Consider the following 19,977-nt stretch of genomic DNA (forward strand, 5'->3'; position numbering starts at 1 on the left):
GTTGTTTGTGTGATTTAAGTGCTCACTATTAAGTTTATCGTTAAGTTATTGTTTTATTTGGTTGTGTAACCGAGTTTTTACTGGCACTGACTGGGATTAAGCCTATAGGCTGTATACCCAAATAACCTCAAATTGCTGAAACAGGCACTTTGGGGGGACTTGGTATTAGTTTTGGGTTCAATCCGGTTTGCTGTTGTCGGATAGGATGTCCGTTGAATAGTAAGAACGATAGGTTTGCATACTATGTTTACACAAAGAGTAACTGAACGAGCACGCAGTGCATGCGATATTTCATTAAAAAGCCATTCCCATCATCTCTCAAAGGCGCCCTTATTCGCGCCTTTGCCGTTTCTACTGGCGAGTGTTTTCGCTTTAGCCCCTATGGCCGTGATGTCGGCGGACAAGGTCGACATCATCCCTGTGACGGTCGAGGCCGTTAAAGAAACGTCCTTTGCCGATGTAGTGAATGAAGTCGGTAAAATCAACGCTATCGATTCAGCCACGCTGAACTTTAATGCTAGCGAAAAAATTAGCGCGATTCATTTTAGTAACGGCGACAAAGTGACTAAAGGTCAAGTGATTACCGAGCAGGACAACATTAAAGCCAAGGCTGATTTAGACAAAGCCAAGAGCACCTTAGCACTGGCTAAAACTAAGCTGGAGCGTATCGAAGACTTACTGATTAAAGAACCCTTTGCGCTTGCTAAGCAAGATGTGGATGAGCTACGGGAAAATGTGAATCTGGCCGATGCGGATTTTCGCCAGAAACAAGCCACCATGAACGATTACCTGATCAAGGCTCCCTTCGATGGTCAGTTGACCAGCTTTAGTCAGTCTATCGGCAGTCAAATTGGTGCTGGTACGGCCTTAGTCACCCTCTATAGTTTAAATCCGGTCGAAGTGCGTTATGCCATCAGTCAGAAGGATTTAGGCAAGGCGCAAAAGGGCCAAAAGGTGAATGTGACTGTTGAGGCCTATGGTAATAAGGTATTCAAAGGGTTAGTTAACTATGTTGCCCCAGCGGTAGACGAAAGCTCAGGACGGGTTGAAGTGCATGCCGCCCTTGAAAACCCTGAGTTTAAGCTTGCTCCTGGCATGTTCGCCAACATCAAGCAGTTCTATAGTTTAGGGATTAAACGTCTATTAGTGCCGCAAAATTCGATTATTGCCAATAACGATGAACGTTTTGTCTGGCTAGTGCAGGGCGATAGCGTAGTAAAGCAAGTGGTTAAACTCGCTCAAAATACGAATGACGGTTATGCCGTCGTGACTGAAGGTTTAGCCGAAGGCGATTTAGTCGTTAAAACGGGTATGCAAAACCTCAAGTCCGATAGCAAGATCAAAGTCGTGCAGGATAGAAACACTGCAGATAAAGCGGCAACATCAAGCGCTGACAAAGGTGCTGATTCAGGCTCAACTCCAAATATTGAGGTGGCTGAATAATGCGTTTACCCGAAGTCTGTATTCGTCATCCTATCTTCGCCTCCGTACTCAGTATTATGGCTGTGTTACTGGGCTTGATTGCCTTTCAAAAACTCGATATCCAATACTTCCCTGAGCATACCACCCACTCTGCATCTGTGAATGCGTCGATTGCAGGGGCGAGCGCCGATTTTATGTCGAGCAATGTGGCCGATAAGTTGATTGCAGCGGCTTCGGGCATAGATAAAGTCGATACCATGTCGACCGACTGTAGCGAGGGGCGTTGCTCATTAACGATTAAATTCAATGATGACACCAGCGATATTGAATACACCAACTTAATGAACAAGTTGCGTAGCAGCGTCGAAGGGATTAACGATTTCCCCCAGAGCATGATAGATAAGCCCACAGTCACCGACGATACCTCGGCCACGGATTCGGCCAGTAATATCATCACCTTTGTGAACGCGGGTGGCATGGAAAAGCAGGCTATGTACGACTACATTAGCCAGCAGTTAGTACCGCAACTCAAACAAGTTCAAGGCGTTGGTGCCGTTTGGGGGCCATATGGTGGCTCACAAAAGGCGGTCAGAGTCTGGCTCAATCCTGAACAAATGAAGGCGCTGAATATTAAAGCTGCCGATGTGGTGGGCACGTTAGGCTCTTACAATGCCAGTTTTACCTCGGGTGCGATCAAAGGTAAGTCGCGGGATTTCTCGATTAACCCTTTGAATCAAGTTGAAACGCTTGAAGACGTGAAGGATCTGGTGATTAAGGTCAGCGAGGGTAAGATCATCCGCGTGTCCGATGTCGCCGATGTGGTGATGGGCGAGGAAAGTCTGTCGCCGAGTATGTTGTCTATCGGTGGACATAGTGCAATGTCATTGCAGATTTTACCGCTGAGCAACGCTAACCCAGTGACAGTGGCTTCGAACATTAAAGCCGAAATTGCACGCATGCAAAAACATTTACCCCAAGGCTTAGAAATGAACTTGGCTTATAACCAAGCTGATTTTATTGAAGCCTCCATCGACGAAGGATTTTCTGCGTTGATTGAAGCAGTGATCTTAGTTTCGCTGATTGTGGTGTTATTTTTGGGTAGCCTGCGGGCGGCATCGATCCCCATTATTACCATTCCCGTGTGCGTGATTGGGGTGTTTGCTGTGATGTCGGCGCTCGGATTTAGTATCAATGTGTTGACTATTCTGGCGATTATTTTGGCCATTGGCCTGGTGGTGGACGATGCCATTGTGGTGGTCGAGAACTGCTATCGCCATATTGAAAACGGTGAAACGCCTTTCAATGCGGCGATTAAAGGCTGTCAGGAGATCATTTTCCCTATCATTGCGATGACGTTAACGCTCGCCGCCGTGTATCTGCCGATCGGATTAATGTCGGGCTTAACCGCCGATCTGTTTCGGCAATTTTCCTTTACCTTAGCAGCGGCCGTGATGATCTCTGGCGTGGTGGCGTTAACTTTGTCGCCTATGATGAGCGCTTATCTTATCAATACCACTGAGCAACACCCTAAATGGTTTAGCCGAGTCGAGAATGCGCTGCAGCAGTTAAATCATTTGTATATCAATGAGCTGAATAAGTGGTTTTTCCGCAAGCGCTTGATGTTTGGTGTGGCTGTGGTTTTGGTGGGTCTTGCGGGTATTGCTTACTGGCAATTACCCAAAATACTCTTGCCTGCGGAGGACTCTGGCTTTATTGATGTGGCGTCTAATGGTCCTACCGGTGTCGGTCGGCAGTATCATCTCAATCACAATGCTGAGCTTAATAGCGTGATGAATGAGCATCCCGCGGTTGGGGCTAACTTGTCCTATATCGAGGGAGAGCCAGTGAACCATGTGCTACTCAAACCTTGGGGTGAGCGCAGTGAGGGTATAGATGATGTGATCAGCGACTTGATTGCAACATCAAAGGAAAACGTTTCTGCTTATAACATGTCGTTTAGCATTCGCTCAGCAAATAATCTCAATATTGCCAATAATTTGCGTTTAGAGCTGACGACCTTAGATCGGAATAAGGACGAACTCAGCAAAACCGCCGCCAAAGTGCAAAAGTTACTCGAGGATTATCCTGGCCTGAATAACGTAGGCAACTCAGTGCTTAGGGATCAACTACGCTACGATCTGTCTATCGATCGCAACGCCATTATCCTTTCAGGTGTGAGTTATGGTGATGTCACTAATGCGCTTTCTACCTTTCTTGGCTCAGTGAAGGCGGCGGACTTACATGCTACCGATGGTTTTACTTATCCTATTCAAGTGCAAGTAAACTTAGACAAACTGAGTGATTTTAAAGTGTTGAATAAGCTGTATGTCACTTCTGAATCTGGGCAAGCACTGCCATTGTCGCAATTTGTGTCGATTAAACAGACTACGGCAGAATCTAACATTAAGACGTTTATGGGTCTTGATAGCGCTGAATTGACGGCAGATATTATGCCCGGTTATTCAACTGATGAAATCAAAACCTACTTAGATGAACAATTACCGACATTGCTTAATGATGCCCAAGGCTTTAAATACAATGGCGTGGTGAAGGATCTTATGGATTCGCAGGCGGGCACTCAGTCGCTATTCTTGCTGGCATTGGTGTTTATCTATTTGATTTTGGCTGCGCAGTTCGAAAGTTTTGTCGATCCCTTAATTATCTTACTGACAGTGCCCTTGTGTATTGTCGGTGCGTTATTGACCTTAGCCTTGTTTGGCCAGAGTGTGAATATCTATTCGCAGATTGGTTTATTAACCTTAGTGGGGCTAGTGACTAAGCACGGTATCTTGCTGGTGGAGTTTGCCAACAAGCAACAAGACCAAGGTTTGAGTGCGATTGAGGCGGCGCGAAGCAGTGCCAAATCTCGTTTAAGACCGATTCTAATGACGTCTTTAACCATGATTTTAAGTGCGATTCCTTTAGCCTTGGCATCGGGACCGGGCTCGTTAGGGTTAGCTAACATAGGTTTAGTCTTAGTCGGAGGTCTGTTAGCGGGCACTTTCTTCTCGTTATTTGTAGTGCCTGTGGCCTATGTCGCTATGGCGGAATTGAAGGCCAAGGATGTGCTTGCTAGACTGCGAAGTGCTTAAGTTGAGTTTTATGCGCTGGGGTTTATCGCCCCTAGGCTGACAGGCATGGGTTCAACTTGCCTGTAAATACGTTATGATTTAAGCCAACGGCTAAACGCGTTGGCTTAATTTTTTGTCGATAACTTAATGATCTTTGTTGTATTTAAGCGAGTGTTTAAGTGCGAGTGGATTTGCCTCATCAGCGACGGAGAGCTGGCATTATGAGTTTGTTACATTGCTTTCATAGGGCTTTTTTATATTTGGCTTGCTCGGCTGGATTGATGTTTGCCTCTCCCGTCATGGCCTCTTTTTGGGATTCTTTATTTCGTAGTGAGTTGCCCGTCGATCAAGTGACTGCACCTGTAGACAGTTCGCGTTTCGAGTTCGTTGGTGTATTACCTGCTAATACGCAATTAGAACTTGTCGGTTATTACGTCTCATCTGTTTGTACTCGAAAGGAAATCCGTTTTCCCAGTGGTGATATTGCTAATCCCTACCGCGCGACATTCGAAGAAACCTCAGTGCTGCGGCAAGTGATTAGCAGTGGTAGTAAAGCGAGTGAGTTTTCGCTGCCCTTAGCTTTGAATGGTGGCGGCGATTGTCAGTGGCGGCTTGAGGATTTAATGCTCGATGTGACAATACTGCCGAACCATCCGTTGTGGCAAAGGGCTAAAGCACTTAAACAACAATACCTTGCTAAGTTGCAGCGCACTTCTGTTGTGGATGCGGCACAAGTTGCTAGCCAAACTACGTTGCCGACTCAAGTGTCACCCCACGATGATTTTTATTTAAGTCATGAACTTAATATCGATCCTATTCATGCGGGTAGCGAGGCGGATAATTCGTTGCTTGCGACTACGCCTTTATCTTTAGCGCCAGTTTACTATCCAGTATTTATTCATTCTCCTAAGGAAGACAAACCCTTCGAGGCTAGGCTGAAAAGCAGTTTGCAGCAAATTTCTAGCCTATGGGCTAGTCCTTATACTCAAGCGATTCGCCGCGGTGATGAGGCTGTGATGCGGGTGAATTTTAATCCACAGATTGCCGAGCAGTATGAGGTCAATGTCTGGTATCAGCCTGATACGGTTGAAGTGAATTATCCCGATGGTACTCAATATACTTATGCTAACGGTGATGTGGAATTGTATGCCTATGGTAAACCTGAATCACAAATCAATACCTTAGCTCAGAGTTCAAAGGCTGCTGATAAACGATTGTTAGCACGTATCTATGAGCTTGGGCACGCCTTACCCAAGGATAAAATTAAGGCACAGAAATATTACCGTGAAGCCGCTGAAGCTGGCGATATTGAGGCGCTGCATTGGCTGCGAGATCAAGCGGGTTACGCGGGGCGTGCCGATGAAAAGATCTATTGGCTGGAACGCGCTGCGAGCTTTGGCGATAACGCGGCAAAGCTTGAGTTAATCCGTTTACCTTTATCGGTTATCGAGCGTGGCTTGGTTAATACAGGTGCGGATATGGTTCGTGAAACGCAAGCATGGCAGCAGTTAAATCAGCTAGTTGCCCAAGGGTTGCCTGAGGCAAGAAGTCTGATGGCGTTTTATCAAGTGTTATCTTGCTCCCCTTACTTTAATGCCACAACGGCATTGGAAAATTATCGTCAAAGCGTTAAAGCTCAACCTGATTTAGCGCGAGATGCTGCCGAAACCTATTACTACTTTAAAGAGGATTTTGAGCAGAGCGAGGAGTTTTGGATAATTGCCGCCGAGCGAGATCTTTACGCCGCCGCTGAATTTGCCAATATCCTGCTATTGGAACCCTATCGAGATACGGTTAACGCGCGATACTGGTTAGAAAAAGTGACAACCTTGGGTGCCAAACAAGGCTTGCAGGCGGATATTCTAGGCAATGCTTACTTCCAGTTCGCAACCCTGTTAGATAAAGGCGAGGGTGGACCGGCCGATGCTAAAGCAGCGTTAACGCTTTATCAGCAGAGCATTGAAATGGCAGAGCGGTTTTCAAACGACTATGCAGCAAGGGCCAAGGAGAGAGTGCAAGTGCTCGAAGGGATGCGCTAATAACGTATTGTCGCTAAAGACTCTATGACGTCAGTGTCGCTTATTCAGCTTATCTTCAATAAAAATCCCTGCCGAAGCAGGGATTTTGCTATTTATTCAAATGCTTGATTTATGCGTAATGGCTAAAACTGCTTACTTAAGCGATGTGAGTCATCAAACTAGCGTAAATCAACCTGCAGTGCGACTCCCGCACTCTGGGGCTCACTTTGCACTGTGATGTAATACCACCCCACGTTTGGTGCATTGACTGTGATGCTTTCCCGCGTATTGGCGGGTGTTACAGAGGCTGCATCGAAGTGTTGAGCATTCGCCCAAGTCGTCCCCGAAAACAGGCTAACATCACCACTGCCGTGGGCGGAGTTGATGCTTAGCTGATTAGTTCCCTCTGGTACCCAAAGGTAATAATCGTTGCGCCCATCGGCGGTGCAAATGGCTTTGCCAGCACTGAGCTCACCATAACTTAAGGGTGATTGCGTCGCGCAGGCGTTGGCAATGAGCAGCGGATCGGGTGTGTTACTGGTGCCTGTGCTTAAGGTCAGTGTTACGCCGCTAAACTCAGTGGCAGTATCAATCGTGATATAACGCCAGCCACGATTGGCGCTGAAGCTAAGCGATTCTTGATTTCCTGCTTGAGCGCTCTTTGCATCGGCATTATCTGCGTCGGCCCACTGACTGGCATTGAAGTAAATATTGGCATCCCCAGAGCCGCCCTTAGTGGTGACAGTGAACTGGGTATTATCTTCCTCAACCCAGAAGTAGAAGCTGTTACGCCCGCCACTGATGCACTCATTTTTGCCTAGGGTGAGCTTACCGTAATCTAAGGTCACTGCGCCACAATTGGCTGGTGGCTCAGGATCCACGCCGCCATCCCCCAGTTCGGGGTCGATTTCAGCAAATAGCTCAGTGGTGCTGACTTGCATATCGACGCCGCCAAAGTCCCCCGATAAGGTAATGTAGTGCCAATACTCGTTAGGGTTTAACTGCACCTTAATCACTTGATAATTACCATTACCGATACCAGCCCCTTGGTTTTGCTCAGGGCTTGCCCAGCCTCTAGAATCGAAATAAATGTCGGCATCTCCCCAACCACCGCCAATCTTGATCCAAAGCTCTTGGGCTGTGCGATTGGTATTGGTGAAGCTGAAACTGGCGCGGCCGAGTTTTGAATCGATACATTCCATCGGCACATCAATTTTCAGGCTGGCCGATTCAGTGTAACGGTAGGCTTCGTTCGTCACTTGGCAAGGCGAGTAATCCTTACTGATTGTGCCCGCTGGTCCTGTCCAGTTGCCTTCGCGGCCACTGGGCTCAGCGTCGACATCACTCGGGCCCTTATCGACTATGCCATCGTCAGCCGTGCTTAAACCACTGGCGAGCCAACCCTGCCATTCGTTATCGTAACGTGTGCCGATATTATCCATAAAGGCTTGATATTCTGCATATTGATCGTTGCGTAGGTAGGCCAGAATCTGTCTCACATCGTCCCTGTGGTGTTCAAACATGAAACGCACCGCTAGATAACCCCAGCGATAGATGCGGTCTTGGCCAGATTCATAGTTGTTTTTGAAGATGGTCGATAACATATACTCACCGGTTTCGCCCATGGCAATTGCCGCAGGGTTTGCGTCACGGTAAGAGATGTATTCTGCGAGGCCTTCAATCCACCAAATGGTATTGGCCGAAGTGCCACGACTAAAGTCACCAAACAGGTTATAGCGTCCATCGAGGTAGTGTACGTATTCGTGTTGCAGGTTCCAGACGTGGAAATCTGGCGTGCGCCATTCGGCTTCATAGGCGATAAAACGTGCCTGATTTTTGAGTCCAGCGGGCGAACCTTCTAAATACATGCCACCATTGTCGGTACTGATACCAAAGATACTGTTGGCTAAGGATTTATACTCAGACGAACTGCCGAAGATCACTAGCTCTAAGTCATCGTTGTTATCCTGCCCCACGGGTTGCATGCCCGTTTCGAGTTTACTGTGGAAATAACTTTCTTGGCTGGTCAGCACATCACAGGCCCATTTGGCTTGATCTTGATAGAGATCTTGGGCGCGGATCTTGAGGCTGTCGGAGCATTTCCAATTAAAAGGTAAAGCATCGGCTTCTAACTGCGCCTTAAAACCACAGATATTGTAATCGTTACAATGGCTGCGATCGTAATAGTCGGCCATTTCTGCCGCCGCGTACCAAAGCACTTTGCTCGGTTCGGTTTTGCTGGTGCTGCTGAGAATGTTTTTGACCAGCTGGGTCACTCGTGGACGCATGGCATCAATGTAATACAGCCTAGATAACTCTTTAACTGAGTTGACCAAAAGGTACTCTGCATTGGTGCCTAACAAGTTGCGATGTTCGAGTTGGAAGTTATTCAGCGCATCTAAAATCCCTTGATCACGCGCGAACAGCGCCTGCATGTCATCATTCCATTGAGCGCGAAATAAGGTGGTAAACACTGAGTTGGCTGCGGCGTTCATGGCGAAACTGGCTTGCCAGTTAGCGTCGTAGTCCGTTAGCACTTTTATGGTGACATGATTAAAATCGGCGCCGAGCTCGGCAGAGTCAATCAGGATTAAGGCTTCTTTCAACACGCCAGCATTAGCATCGGAGACAGTCCAAATCGCAGCGTTCGCAAATAACGCATTAAGGGCAGATTTTAAGCTGACCTTAGCAGCATTGCTGTAAGCGGGCACATCATTTGGGCTGTAAAACTGCACATAGAGGGCGGCGCGGACAAAGTAAATATGGGACTCAAGATGCTGAATATCGACCCCAGTGTAGTCCTTTGCTTTAGTGGCAATGGCATTGGCGACACTGATCACATTGGCCTCGCTAAATAGTGCGGTCGCGCTACTGCCTTTGAGGCTATAGAGTTTACCGACACATTCGGGAGTCGATTGGCTCAGTTCATTGACTAATGCCTGACCTGATTTCCCAACAAAGTCACTGCAGTCGCTGACTTGCATCGCGGCGCTACGATTCTGCAACTTAAGTGGGGGTTGCTCCGAGACCTCTATCTGACGTTTTTGGCGTGAATGAATCTTAGGCTGCTCTGTCATCGTCGGATCATTAGGGGATGCCATCAATGGCGTCTCCCGCAGTAGCGGTCTATGTGATTCAATTAAGCTAATTGGTGCAGAGGGCGGTGGCGGGACGGGTTGAGCTGGTGAACTGTTTGGTGTGTTGTTGCCTAATGGGGGGCTTGCATGAGTGTTATGGGCAAGAACGGGAGTTGCAATCGCTAAGCTAATTGCTGCGAAGAGTAGTGTGTTTTTCATTGTGTATCCGTAGTTATCTAGTCTGCAAAGCAGATCTTCCTTGGGCGTTATTTGATGCATTTAACACAGACTTGCATCAAACCTCATTGGATTATTTGCGTGATAACAATAGCGCGACAAACATCGCAGCCAGCAAATAATGCCTCAGAATAATGGCTGTAAGTTTTTAATATATCTAGTATTTGTCAAAATATTTTTTTGATACATCTTTTCTGTTCAGCTTAGGTTCAGCTTTCAGTTCAAATGGTTAACGTCAGCCGCTTGATTTAGTGCGATGGAATATAGAATGGAATAACTGTGGCTATTTGGCTTGAAATTGCGCTAGCTTAGCCGCACTAAGGTTTAGCAAACGAACCGTTTAAGCATAGCAATCTGCTATTAGGTTGGTGCCATTCTCACAGGAGCTTTTATGTCAGCTTTACCAAGCGAGTACACCCATATTCATGTTGAGCAACCTGGGGCGCCCGAGGTGATGCGGCTATCGCGCTCACCTTTGCCTGTCCCTGCGGCGGGGCAAGTGTTGATCCGCGTGCATGCAGCAGGAGTGAATGGCCCCGATGTTAAACAAAGGGTGGGCGCGTATCCACCGCCACCGGGTGCATCACCGATTATTGGTCTTGAGGTTGCTGGGGATATTTGTGCCCTCGGTGACGGCGTGAGCCAATTGCAAGTTGGCGATAAGGTATGCGCCTTAGTGCCGGGCGGCGGTTATGGCGAGTATGTGCTCACCTATGCTGCCCATTGTTTGCCTATTCCAACGGGCTTTAGTTATGTGCAGGCAGCTGCGCTGCCAGAAACCTTCTTCACCGTATGGGGCAACCTGTTCATGCGTGCGGGACTCAAAGCGGGCGAGACGGTACTGATCCACGGTGGCTCAGGTGGCATTGGTAGTACGGCTATTCAGTTGGCCAGTGCGCTGGGTTCAAAAGTGATAGCGACGACGGGACAGGATGAGAAGCGCGATTATTGCTTGAGCCTTGGCGCCGCTGAAGTCATCAACTATCGTACTCAAAACTTTGTTGAACCTGTGATGGCACTCACTCAAGATAAGGGCGTAAACGTGGTATTTGATATCGCGGGTGGTGATTTTATCAATCTCGACTTACAAGCCTTAGCGATGGACGGGCGTATGGTGTCGGTAGCTATGCAACGGGGGCCTAAAGCCGAGGTCGAGATTTTCCGCCTGATGGCAAAACGTATCATGTGGACAGGGTCGACCCTAAGACCGCAGAGCGTGGAGGCCAAAGCAGCAATTGCCGCTGAATTATTTGAGAAAGTTTGGCCGTTGTTAAACGCCCATAAAATTGTCCCCAATATTTTTGCAACCTTTCCATTAGCACAGGCCGCTAAAGCCCATGCTTTGATGGAGTCGGGTGAGCACAGGGGCAAAGTAATACTGACTGTCATTTGAGCTAGGCATACTGGATTTTGCAGCGACATATTTGCTTTAAGTCGCTGCCATTCGAGTCAATCTAGAAGACATTCTGACATCATAGTGGCTTAGTCATTGTTCGGTAAATATGAGTTTGTAGCGCTGTAATTAAATCCTCATGGATAACCTTGATGGTTAACTTTACAGCAACCTCCAATTGTTAACGTTGATGACTCATCAAACACCATAGATATGATTGCTTTTTCTTGGGAATAAAACTTGCCGCGTCGATTTTTTAGACTAAAGTCGTTAATGATTAAACTTTTTGGGTACTTTGGCAGAAATTAATACGTAATTAGTGAAAATTTCATGGTATGAGGCATTGATTATCGGAAATATTCTGTAAAAATACCCAGTTGAAAACGTCAGAGACTTTCAGGCGCTATTCGTGGATCAAAGCAAGCGATGCTTCGCTTATTCAGGCTAAAAAACTCATGGTGTATGTGTTGATTTAAGGGTATTAGCATATATGTATAACACAGCAAAGAAACAGGTTTGGTATGGTGAGCTGAGAACATCGAAAGGCAACGCGATTGTCGTCCATGACAACCAGCTGCCCGATGCCTCCCCAGGACGTATCTACCTATACAATACCGATCGCGATGCGATCATTGAGTATGTGGAAGATATAGTCAAAGTGAACCTATACGACTTAGATGAGGCTGCGTTAAAAGCTGCTGAGGCTAAGTTTGGTGGTGCATGGAAGGCGGCAAGATCTCAATTTATGAGTAAACATCAAGCTCGCATTGACTTGAACAACGTGAAGGAAACTGCGCCTGTACGTAAGGCGAAGCCTGAAGTTGAACCAGAAGTCGAATCTGATGCCGTTGGCGTGGATTTTGACGATGATTGGGGCGATGATTTTGATGATTAACACAGTGTCGGCCTAAGGGCTAACACTGTGAGTGTAAGGAATAAAGTAGTGTTTATTTTATTCCTTATCGCTTTATTTATTCCCTTCTGCTAAATCGTGCTTTTCCTCGTTTTCTCAATTTTTATTGCGAATGGCTACGCATCGGCATCGAACTGATAACGGCTAATGTGGTGATAAACCTTGCCTGGCATTAACCAAACGTCATCACCAAAGCGCTCGCCTTGGTTCGGTGAGTCTGGCAGCATCTGCGGCTCTAAACACACGGCATGATGTTGATTTAATACCTGTTGATTACGACCTACAGTGCCATTTAAAAAATTAGCACAGTACAGCTGCACACTCGGTTGATTAGTATAAATCGTCATAGCGCGACCGCTGATGGGACTGCTTAAACAGCCAAAACGGGCGAGTGAGCCATCGGGATTATTCATCATATAACAGTGGTCATAACCGCGAGTGCTTGCGAGTTCAGCGGCATGCAGCTTGTCGCCTAAGCGTATTGGTTGACTTAAATCGAAAATCGACCCTGTCGTCTGGGCAATCCCAGTGGGAACACTGACATCGTTCATGGTCAGATAGCGCTTGGCATCGATTTGCATCAGATGCTCATGATTGGTCTCTGTGCCATCGAGGTTGAAATAACTGTGCTGGGTGAGGCTTACGGGACAGGCTTTATCGACGGAGGCTAAGATTTCTACGTACAAATTATTGCCTGCGAGGCGGTAATCCAGCTGAACTGTGCAATTACCGGGGAAACCCATGTCGCCATCTGGGCTCATTAAGGTCAAACGCACACCATCGGGGAGTTGACCTAGTTGCCAGTTTTTACGATTAAAACCCTCACGGCCGCCGTGCAAACAGTTAGTCGCTTGGTTTACATCTAACTGATAATCATGACCTTTATAGTGCATTTTGCCGTTAGCAATGCGATTTGCAAAGCGGCCAGCAATGGCACCTAAATGAGCCGATTGGGTCAAGTAATCTTCAGCGCTATCACAACCTAAGACGATATTAGCACGTTCGCCGTGTTTATCAGGTGTCCACAGAGCGCGGATAATACCGCCTAAGCTGATGACTTCTAATGCGAGTATGCCATTGTCGATCCGAACCCGTTCGATTTCACCGCCGCGGGGATCGGTCCAAGGATCCAAAACACTGAAACGTACCATTTAGCTTCCCTCTGTGTTGAATATGCTCACTGCTTATTGTGTTAAATGAGTATGTTAACCCTATTATTTGCCATCAACAGCATAAAGTTCAGCGATGAATTCGTATGCTATCGACGGCGTAGTCACTCTATTAGGTTGTTTTTGATTTTAGTGCGGCTAAGTGCTTGTTCTAGCAAATTGCCTGTTCTGGCTAGTTATCGATGCGACCCGCGCCAGCGCTGGCGGAACATAAATACACTGTGGCATCGATGGCGGTTTTGTCGAAAAACTCATGTTCAACGGCGGCCACGACAGCGTCGGTCAGTTCATGGTCGACCAAGGCGACCACGCAGCCGTCGGTCATGCGGATGCCGCCCCGCTCGCCAATCACTTGGCTGACAATTTCAACTAAAGTATCAAATTCGGGCAGTGTGACTTCAAAATCATCACGCAGTGAAGCATGGGATTCTGCCATTAAACGACTGAATTTTTGGATGTTATTTTGCTCTAGGGCGCGGGCAGCATTTTGAGTTCTTTGGTTCTCAGTGACTACGTGTTTCGCTCGGCGGTATAGCACTTCATCTAAATCGGCCTTTGCGCTTTCTAGTTGGCGTAAATCGAGGTGACGCAGTGCATCTAAGCCAAAGTACTCTGCCGCTTGTGCACACTCAGTGCGACGTTGTTCGTTGGTCGCGGCTAAGCGTTGTTTCTCGATATGGGCATCTATGATGATAAGGCTTAGGTTTTCTGGAATGGGAATGGCTTCGCTATCGAGATCTAAGCAGTCAATCAGGAGTGCATGGTCTTGTTCACCCATGGCGCTGCACATTTGATCCATGATGCCACAGGCCGACTCAACATACCTGTGTTCGCCGCGCTGTGCGAGTTGCGCCACCGCCATTGGGGATAAATGCAGTTGGCTGGTATCACTAATGGCTGTACCGAAGGCGACAACGAGTGCGCCCGAAGATGAAAGACCTGCGGCAAGTGGCACATCGCCCACAATGGCTAAGTCTAAGCCCTTGGCTAATAAGCCAGTTTGCGCCATAGCTGCAGTAAAACCTTTGAGGTAATTCACCCAGCCATCTTGCGGGTCCATGTCGTTTTCTTGGCCGAAAACCCACTCTTTAATTTGTCCGGGAAACGCATCGGCGACGGCTCGAAACTTAGTATCGTCACGGCGTTTTACCGCAATCACTGTATGAAAATTAATGGCTGCCGGGAGTACAAAACCGTCGTTGTAATCCGTGTATTCACCGATCAGATTGACTCGCCCTGGGGCTTGATATAAATCATCGGCTTTAGTGCCAAAGGTTTGGACAAATAACTTAGTGGCGCGTTGCGCAGGGTTTGACATGCTGTAAAAAATTCCAAAAAGCTGAGCTAATTTCGTTACCGTCATCGATTTATATCACGACTGAGTCAGTGATGTAACTGAGATTTTTTGCTGAAATGGCGATAGGCTGCAATGAGTAAATTGATACTGGGATGAGGAGGCAAAATAGCGTATTGAGTGTTTTATATAGTTAATTGATTTGTAAAGATTAGTCAGCATTTAGTTGGATGCCGCACAAACTAGCAGAGGATGTTACTGCTCGTTTGTGCGACCTGTTATGGCGTGATTTTAATTTAATGCAGCATTAGCAGGTACTTAACTGTGCGGCTCCGCATTAAGTTTAGGATCAGGCACTTGTACAGTATCTTCCGCTTGAGCGGCGTTTTTCTCTGAGTCTTGCAACAGCTCGTAAATCACATGATCCACAAAACCGGCACCTGCGGCTTCGTACAAGTTGTACACACTGTGTACGCCCGATTCGCGAAGCGCCGCGGCATCATCACTGTACTGCACAATTGCACTGATTTTGCCTTGATAATTCAGTTTTTTGAGTTGCTCAACTGCAAACATATTTCCCGCGTGGTGCGGCATGGCTAGCAGTACCAGTTCAAGATTAGGTGCTCTGTCGAGTTTTTCCCAAAAGTCGGTATCTGAGGCGTCACCTTGCACTACATTGCGACCCTTTGTTTTATGTAAGTCGACTAAGTCTTGCTTGTGTTCAATACCGAGAATTTCCCCATCAAATTGTTCCCTGAGTTCATCATAGGCACCGCTACCAATACGGCCCATGCCTAAGATTAAAAAGCGTGGATTGCCAATGGCGATGGGTCTATCTTCTGGGTGTAACGGGCGTTTTTCTAGCTTGATTAAACGCTGCTGGAATCGCTGGTAGATATTACCGACGGTGGCGTTAAGTGGCGCGGCGAGTAAAAAACTAAAGCTTAATGCCACGGCGATGATCACTAGCCACTCAGGAGGTAACCAACCTTTATAGGTGGCTACTGCGGCGACGATCAAACCGAATTCACTGAAGTTACCTAGGTTAAATGAGCCCAACATAGAAGTACGCGAACGCAGCTTAAAGCGGGTAAGAATGTAAACAAACAGCAGAATTTTGAGTGGCACTAACAACACCAATAGCGCCGCGAGGACGATATCCGATACCGTAGGTAAGCCATTGAGTCCTATGGTTAAGAAGAAGGCAACGAGGAAGAGTTCTTTAAAATAGAACAGGGATTTTGCCAGCTCGGAGGACTTTTTGTGGCCCGCCAACAAGATACCGATAATCAGTGCGCCGAGATCGGGTTTTAAACCAACAGATTCAAATAACCAAGCGCCAACCACGAGTGCCATAACTAGGCCGAAGAGCACTAAGAGTTCACCGTGGCCGACACGGTCGAACGCTTTATAGATGAGTGGTTTAGCCAGTGGCAGTAAGAGTAATGCAAAGGCCCATACCGAAGGTACATCGCCTTTAGAAATGGTTAAAAACAGTACGGCGAAGATATCCTGCATAATCAAGATACCAATAGCGACCCGGCCGTAGAGGGATTGCACGTCGCCTTTATCTTCTAACACTTTGACCGCAAATACGGTGCTGGAGAAGCTTAACGCGAAGGCAATTAACGTCAGTTGTTCTAGGTTCAGACTCGTGAGTTGGCTTAAGCCCAGTAAGCCGAAGAGTTTTAGAATCGGCACAAAAATCACGATTGATAGCACTAAGTGCACACTCGAACCCGCCCACACTTCGGCCTTGAACAGGCTACGAATATCGAGTTTTAACCCTATGGCGAACAACAGTAAAGTGACGCCTAGGCTGGCGAGTTCTTGCAGTAATGGCAGGCTTTCTTTATCTATTCCTAAGATGAACAGTACAAAGCCTGCCACTAAGTAGCCGATGAGCGGAGGGAGTCCTATACGGCTGACGAGCATGCCGCAGATGAGTGTAATAATGAGGATGCCTGGTTCCATGATGCTCCAATCTAAAAAGTCTAAAATTGTAAGTGATTGTATAAGAAATCTATGACACTTGGATAAAAAAGCGGACTTTTAATGAAAAAAGTCCGCTTTTTATTGGTGTTGCGGTAAATACACTTGGCCGTTAAAACTCGCGTGAACTAAATCACTCCGCTGGTCTAAGCCTAAATCGTCACTATTTCACGAGATGATCTAAATGGGTTGCAAAATCTTTGGGGCCCATAAAACCAGTCACGCGTAAATCTTCCCTTTGCTCACCTTGTTCGTTAAACATCAACAGCGTAGGCAAACCGAGCACATTGTATTTTTCGAGTAAGGCCACATCGACCTTGTCACTTTTAGTCACATCCGCTTGTAGCAGCACGATTTTATTCATGCGGGCTAACACGTCGGTATCTTTAAAGGTGATGGCTTCGAACTCTTTACAGGCAACACACCAATCGGCGTACAGATCGAGCATCACAGGCTTACCTTGGGCGGTAGCGGCTGCAATTTCTTGCTCAAGATCTTCAATCGATTTAATCCGTTTAAAGCCATGGACTTCTTCGGTCGTCGCCGCAGTGCCTACGGAATTGTTATTAAAACCAAAGTGTTCCATCACAGCTTGGAATCCGTAGGAGAAGCTCGCCAGTAGCGCCAGCGTTAATAGGACTGAACGTACAGTTTGTTTCCAGTTAAATTCACTGAGTTTGTTCTGATGCATCAAGTAGCCGGTGAAGCTTACGCCCCACAGTGACCAAAGCACATCGGATACTACGCCTGTCCAAATACGGCCAAGCATCACGATAGATACAGCGATCAGCAGGAATCCGAAGATAGTCTTGATGATGTCCATCCAAGCGCCGGCTCTCGGTAATAATTTACCGCCTGAGGTGCCGATAATCAGTAGAGGTAATCCCATACCCATGCTGAGTACATACAGGGCTAAGAAACCTTGGAGTAGGTCGCCGGTTTGCGCCACATAAACGAGTGCACCCGACAGCGGCGCGGTAGTACAAGGTGATGCGACAAGGCCAGAAATCACGCCCATCAAGAACACGCCAACTAAGTTGCCGCCTTTTTGATTATTCGAGACTGAGTTCATCTTCTCCTGCCAGCTCGATGGCAGTTTCAAATCGTATAGGCCAAACATAGATAAGCTGAGCACAAAGAACAAAATCGCGAGTACGACTAATACGGCAGGATGTTGTAATGCCGCTTGGTATTTTAGTCCCGCCGATGCAACTACTAACCCTAAGATAGAGTAAGTGATTGCCATGCCTTGGACGTAAGCCATGGACAAGGTAAAGGCTTTTGCGGTTGAGAGCTTTTGCCCTTGGCCGACAATAATACCCGACAAAATCGGATACATAGGAAATACGCAGGGCGTTAATGCCAGACCGACACCTAGACCAAAGAAAATCACTAAAGTCCAAATTAAGCTGTCGTTCGACAGCATTTGGCTCAGGGTATCTTGCTGAGTAATGGGTTGCGTATTGGCTTTATCGGTAGTGCTTGGCTCAGTGCTGGTTTGCTCAGTCGTCGTGGTTGATTCGGCGCCTGCAATTAAACCATCGTTGGCTGCAATCGCCTTTAAAACGACTTCATGCTTGGTCGGTGGATAACACAATTTACCTTCGGCACAACCCATAAAGGTCACTGTGAGCGTGGCATTTTCATCGGCCTGTTTTAAACCAACGGGAATATCGACATAGGTATAATAGACTTCTTGCTTACCAAAATACTCATCTTCATGGGGCTTTCCCTTTGGTAGAGCGACCGTGCCTAACTCGGCACCATTGACGCTAAATTTAAGCTTGTCGCGGTACATATAGTAACCGTCGGCAATCACCCAATTGAGTTTGACCTGATTACCTTCTTGCTTGGAATCGAAGACAAATGCTTGATCGACAGGCATCAATTCAGGCTCACCCTTCATGAAGTCGAATTTGTTACCGAAAACCCCTTCACTATGAGCTAAGGGCGCAAGAAGCAATAAAGAAGTGAAAATAAGGCTGAGTAGTTTTTTCATGGCTGAGTGTTGTCTTTTATCCAATCTAAGTAGGCTGGTAGCCCGTGGGTCACAGGCACGGCAATAATTTCGGGTACTTGATAAGGGTGAAGCCTAAGCACTAGTTGTTCTAACTCTGTATATCGACTTTGTAAACATTTAATCTGTAAGCTAAATTCTTGCTCTTCACAGATTTTTCCTTCCCAAGCATAAATTGAACGTATCGGGGCGGAAATCTGAACACAAGCGGCAATACGCGACTCAATTAAAGCTCGGGCCAAAGTATTGGCTTGTACTTCATCGGGGCAGGTAGTGCTAATCACTAAATACTGATGCTGCATAGTGTTAGGTATCGTCTCTTAAGAATCTTAAAGTTCGCTTAAGCCAACTCCGTTAGGCTACTTTACGTCTTTTAATGGTCTCATACATTAGCGGGTTAACAAAAGGGTGAGCTAAATATCAGTGTTTTGCTCCCTTACTTAGTCCTAATGGTTATCCTGACTTGAATTAAGACCGGATAACCCCCATTTAGTTTTCAGAGATAGTCAGATAAACCTGAGGTCGGTATGTTTTTCATTATTTTTTTACTCTTTGTGCTGATCCCAGTAATAGAGCTGTCGGTGCTGATCCGTGTGGGTGAAGTGCTTGGCACTTGGACTACCATAGGTTTAGTGCTGTTTACCGCCGTGCTCGGGGTCTCTCTGGTTCGCAGCCAAGGCTTAAATACCTTAATGCAAGTACAACAAAAACTCGCCCGCGGTGAAGCACCGGGGCAAGAAATTGTCGAAGGCATGATGTTAGCTATGGCGGGCATCTTGCTCGTGATCCCCGGTTTTGTGACCGATGCCATTGGCCTATTATTCTTGACGCCATTAACCCGTCGCCCCATTGCTGCCTTGTTGTTCAAACGCATGCAGTTACGGGTTGTTGCCGGTTTACAGGGCACAATGCACGGTGGCTTTCAAGCGGGCCAAGGTCCCTTTGGGCCTAAGCCACTGGACCCATTTGGCCAAGCGCCATTTGATGATAGTGTGAAAAAGGACGGTAATGTGTTTGAGGGGGACTTCGAACATAAAGTCGATCCAAGTGATATCAAGCCCGCTAGCCATCAACTCTCTGATAAAGCGCAGGACAAAGAACAGGATAAAGATCCTAAGCCTTAGTATTAGTATTAGTATTAGGGTCTGTTGATCTTTGCTGTACAAATGTTGTTCAGCAATACATCGGCAGCCACATTAACATAAACGCCAGTGACACCATACTGGCGTAATTTCTTGCTAGCTTGTCATATCTTGTTGATATTGCTCGATAGTGCTTAATTCTTCCAAAAGCATTCTCCACTAAATGTCGATACCGATATAAGCACCAATCGACTCTTTCTTGAGGTGTATTCTTATAGCGGCGCCTTGGAAT

Annotated in this window: 13 protein-coding genes; 6 read left to right on the forward strand and 7 right to left on the reverse strand. The window is 46.9% G+C overall.

Annotated features, from left to right (window positions below; translation table 11 throughout):
• The first annotated feature begins 243 nt into the window (after positions 1-243).
• The 3 genes from L5M38_RS17225 to L5M38_RS17235 all read left to right on the forward strand — a co-directional run bounded on the left by L5M38_RS17225 (position 244) and on the right by L5M38_RS17235 (position 6,532).
• Positions 244-1,443 carry an efflux RND transporter periplasmic adaptor subunit gene (locus L5M38_RS17225; protein ID WP_263179789.1) on the forward strand — a complete coding sequence of 400 codons (1,200 nt, stop codon included), beginning with the start codon at positions 244-246 and terminating at the stop codon, positions 1,441-1,443.
• Positions 1,443-4,514, forward strand: coding sequence for an efflux RND transporter permease subunit (locus L5M38_RS17230; RefSeq protein WP_263179790.1), 3,072 nt, complete (start codon positions 1,443-1,445; stop codon positions 4,512-4,514). Before L5M38_RS17225 ends, L5M38_RS17230 begins: the two co-directional genes overlap by 1 nt.
• 200 nt (positions 4,515-4,714) lie before the next feature.
• Positions 4,715-6,532 carry a sel1 repeat family protein gene (locus L5M38_RS17235; protein WP_317630250.1) on the forward strand — a complete coding sequence of 606 codons (1,818 nt, stop codon included), beginning with the start codon at positions 4,715-4,717 and terminating at the stop codon, positions 6,530-6,532.
• A 158-nt stretch (positions 6,533-6,690) separates the two neighbouring features.
• Here L5M38_RS17235 and L5M38_RS17240 read toward each other — a convergent pair whose 3' ends face one another.
• A complete protein-coding gene (locus L5M38_RS17240; protein ID WP_263179793.1) occupies positions 6,691-9,807 on the reverse strand; it encodes a M9 family metallopeptidase in 3,117 nt (1,038 codons plus the stop codon).
• A gap of 409 nt (positions 9,808-10,216) precedes the next feature.
• Between L5M38_RS17240 and L5M38_RS17245 the strand changes: the two genes are divergently transcribed.
• Both L5M38_RS17245 and L5M38_RS17250 read left to right on the forward strand, forming a co-directional pair.
• A complete protein-coding gene (locus L5M38_RS17245) occupies positions 10,217-11,218 on the forward strand; it encodes an NAD(P)H-quinone oxidoreductase (RefSeq protein ID WP_263179794.1) in 1,002 nt (333 codons plus the stop codon).
• A 490-nt stretch (positions 11,219-11,708) separates the two neighbouring features.
• Complete coding sequence (locus tag L5M38_RS17250) at positions 11,709-12,113, forward strand: hypothetical protein (RefSeq protein WP_105251357.1); 405 nt, start codon at positions 11,709-11,711, stop codon at positions 12,111-12,113.
• 134 nt (positions 12,114-12,247) lie between these two features.
• On the opposite strand, the gene L5M38_RS17255 is transcribed toward L5M38_RS17250, so the two are convergent.
• From L5M38_RS17255 to cutA, 5 genes are all read right to left on the reverse strand, one after another.
• Positions 12,248-13,282: an aldose epimerase family protein gene (locus L5M38_RS17255; RefSeq protein ID WP_263179796.1), complete on the reverse strand. Its 1,035-nt coding sequence runs from the start codon at positions 13,280-13,282 to the stop codon at positions 12,248-12,250.
• Positions 13,283-13,472: 190 nt separating this feature from the next.
• Positions 13,473-14,618, reverse strand: coding sequence for a galactokinase (gene galK, locus L5M38_RS17260; protein ID WP_263176406.1), 1,146 nt, complete (start codon positions 14,616-14,618; stop codon positions 13,473-13,475).
• Between the two features lie 294 nt (positions 14,619-14,912).
• Entirely contained in the window at positions 14,913-16,568 is a 1,656-nt protein-coding gene (locus tag L5M38_RS17265) for a cation:proton antiporter family protein (protein WP_263179798.1), read from the reverse strand.
• Positions 16,569-16,749: 181 nt separating this feature from the next.
• Positions 16,750-18,585 (reverse strand): protein-disulfide reductase DsbD, encoded by a 1,836-nt coding sequence (locus L5M38_RS17270; RefSeq protein ID WP_263179799.1) that lies wholly within the window; start codon positions 18,583-18,585, stop codon positions 16,750-16,752.
• The gene (cutA, locus tag L5M38_RS17275; protein WP_263179801.1) at positions 18,582-18,905 is read right to left on the reverse strand and encodes a divalent-cation tolerance protein CutA; all 324 of its coding nucleotides are present in this window, start codon (positions 18,903-18,905) and stop codon (positions 18,582-18,584) included. The genes L5M38_RS17270 and cutA overlap by 4 nt, the downstream gene beginning before the upstream one ends.
• Before the next feature lie 225 nt (positions 18,906-19,130).
• On the opposite strand from cutA, the gene L5M38_RS17280 reads away from it, so the two are divergent.
• Positions 19,131-19,727: an FxsA family protein gene (locus L5M38_RS17280; protein WP_263179803.1), complete on the forward strand. Its 597-nt coding sequence runs from the start codon at positions 19,131-19,133 to the stop codon at positions 19,725-19,727.
• Positions 19,728-19,776: 49 nt separating this feature from the next.
• On the opposite strand, the gene L5M38_RS17285 is transcribed toward L5M38_RS17280, so the two are convergent.
• Positions 19,777-19,977: transposase (locus L5M38_RS17285; protein WP_263179804.1), on the reverse strand; the 201-nt coding region annotated here is incomplete at its 5' end.

Origin of the sequence: Shewanella sp. SM101 (genome assembly GCF_025654465.1) — a bacterium.
Lineage (GTDB): Bacteria > Pseudomonadota > Gammaproteobacteria > Enterobacterales > Shewanellaceae > Shewanella > Shewanella oncorhynchi.

Bases quoted from the DNA above. Each gene is read 5' to 3' on its own strand.
- L5M38_RS17280 (WP_263179803.1), top strand. From the start codon at position 19,131: ATGTTTTTCATTATTTTTTTACTCTTTGTGCTGATCCCAGTAATAGAG.
- L5M38_RS17265 (WP_263179798.1), bottom strand. From the start codon at position 16,568: ATGGAACCAGGCATCCTCATTATTACACTCATCTGCGGCATGCTCGTC.
- L5M38_RS17225 (WP_263179789.1), top strand. From the start codon at position 244: ATGTTTACACAAAGAGTAACTGAACGAGCACGCAGTGCATGCGATATT.
- L5M38_RS17240 (WP_263179793.1), bottom strand. From the start codon at position 9,807: ATGAAAAACACACTACTCTTCGCAGCAATTAGCTTAGCGATTGCAACT.
- L5M38_RS17250 (WP_105251357.1), top strand. From the start codon at position 11,709: ATGTATAACACAGCAAAGAAACAGGTTTGGTATGGTGAGCTGAGAACA.
- L5M38_RS17230 (WP_263179790.1), top strand. From the start codon at position 1,443: ATGCGTTTACCCGAAGTCTGTATTCGTCATCCTATCTTCGCCTCCGTA.
- L5M38_RS17245 (WP_263179794.1), top strand. From the start codon at position 10,217: ATGTCAGCTTTACCAAGCGAGTACACCCATATTCATGTTGAGCAACCT.
- cutA (WP_263179801.1), bottom strand. From the start codon at position 18,905: ATGCAGCATCAGTATTTAGTGATTAGCACTACCTGCCCCGATGAAGTA.
- L5M38_RS17235 (WP_317630250.1), top strand. From the start codon at position 4,715: ATGAGTTTGTTACATTGCTTTCATAGGGCTTTTTTATATTTGGCTTGC.
- L5M38_RS17255 (WP_263179796.1), bottom strand. From the start codon at position 13,282: ATGGTACGTTTCAGTGTTTTGGATCCTTGGACCGATCCCCGCGGCGGT.
- L5M38_RS17270 (WP_263179799.1), bottom strand. From the start codon at position 18,585: ATGAAAAAACTACTCAGCCTTATTTTCACTTCTTTATTGCTTCTTGCG.
- galK (WP_263176406.1), bottom strand. From the start codon at position 14,618: ATGTCAAACCCTGCGCAACGCGCCACTAAGTTATTTGTCCAAACCTTT.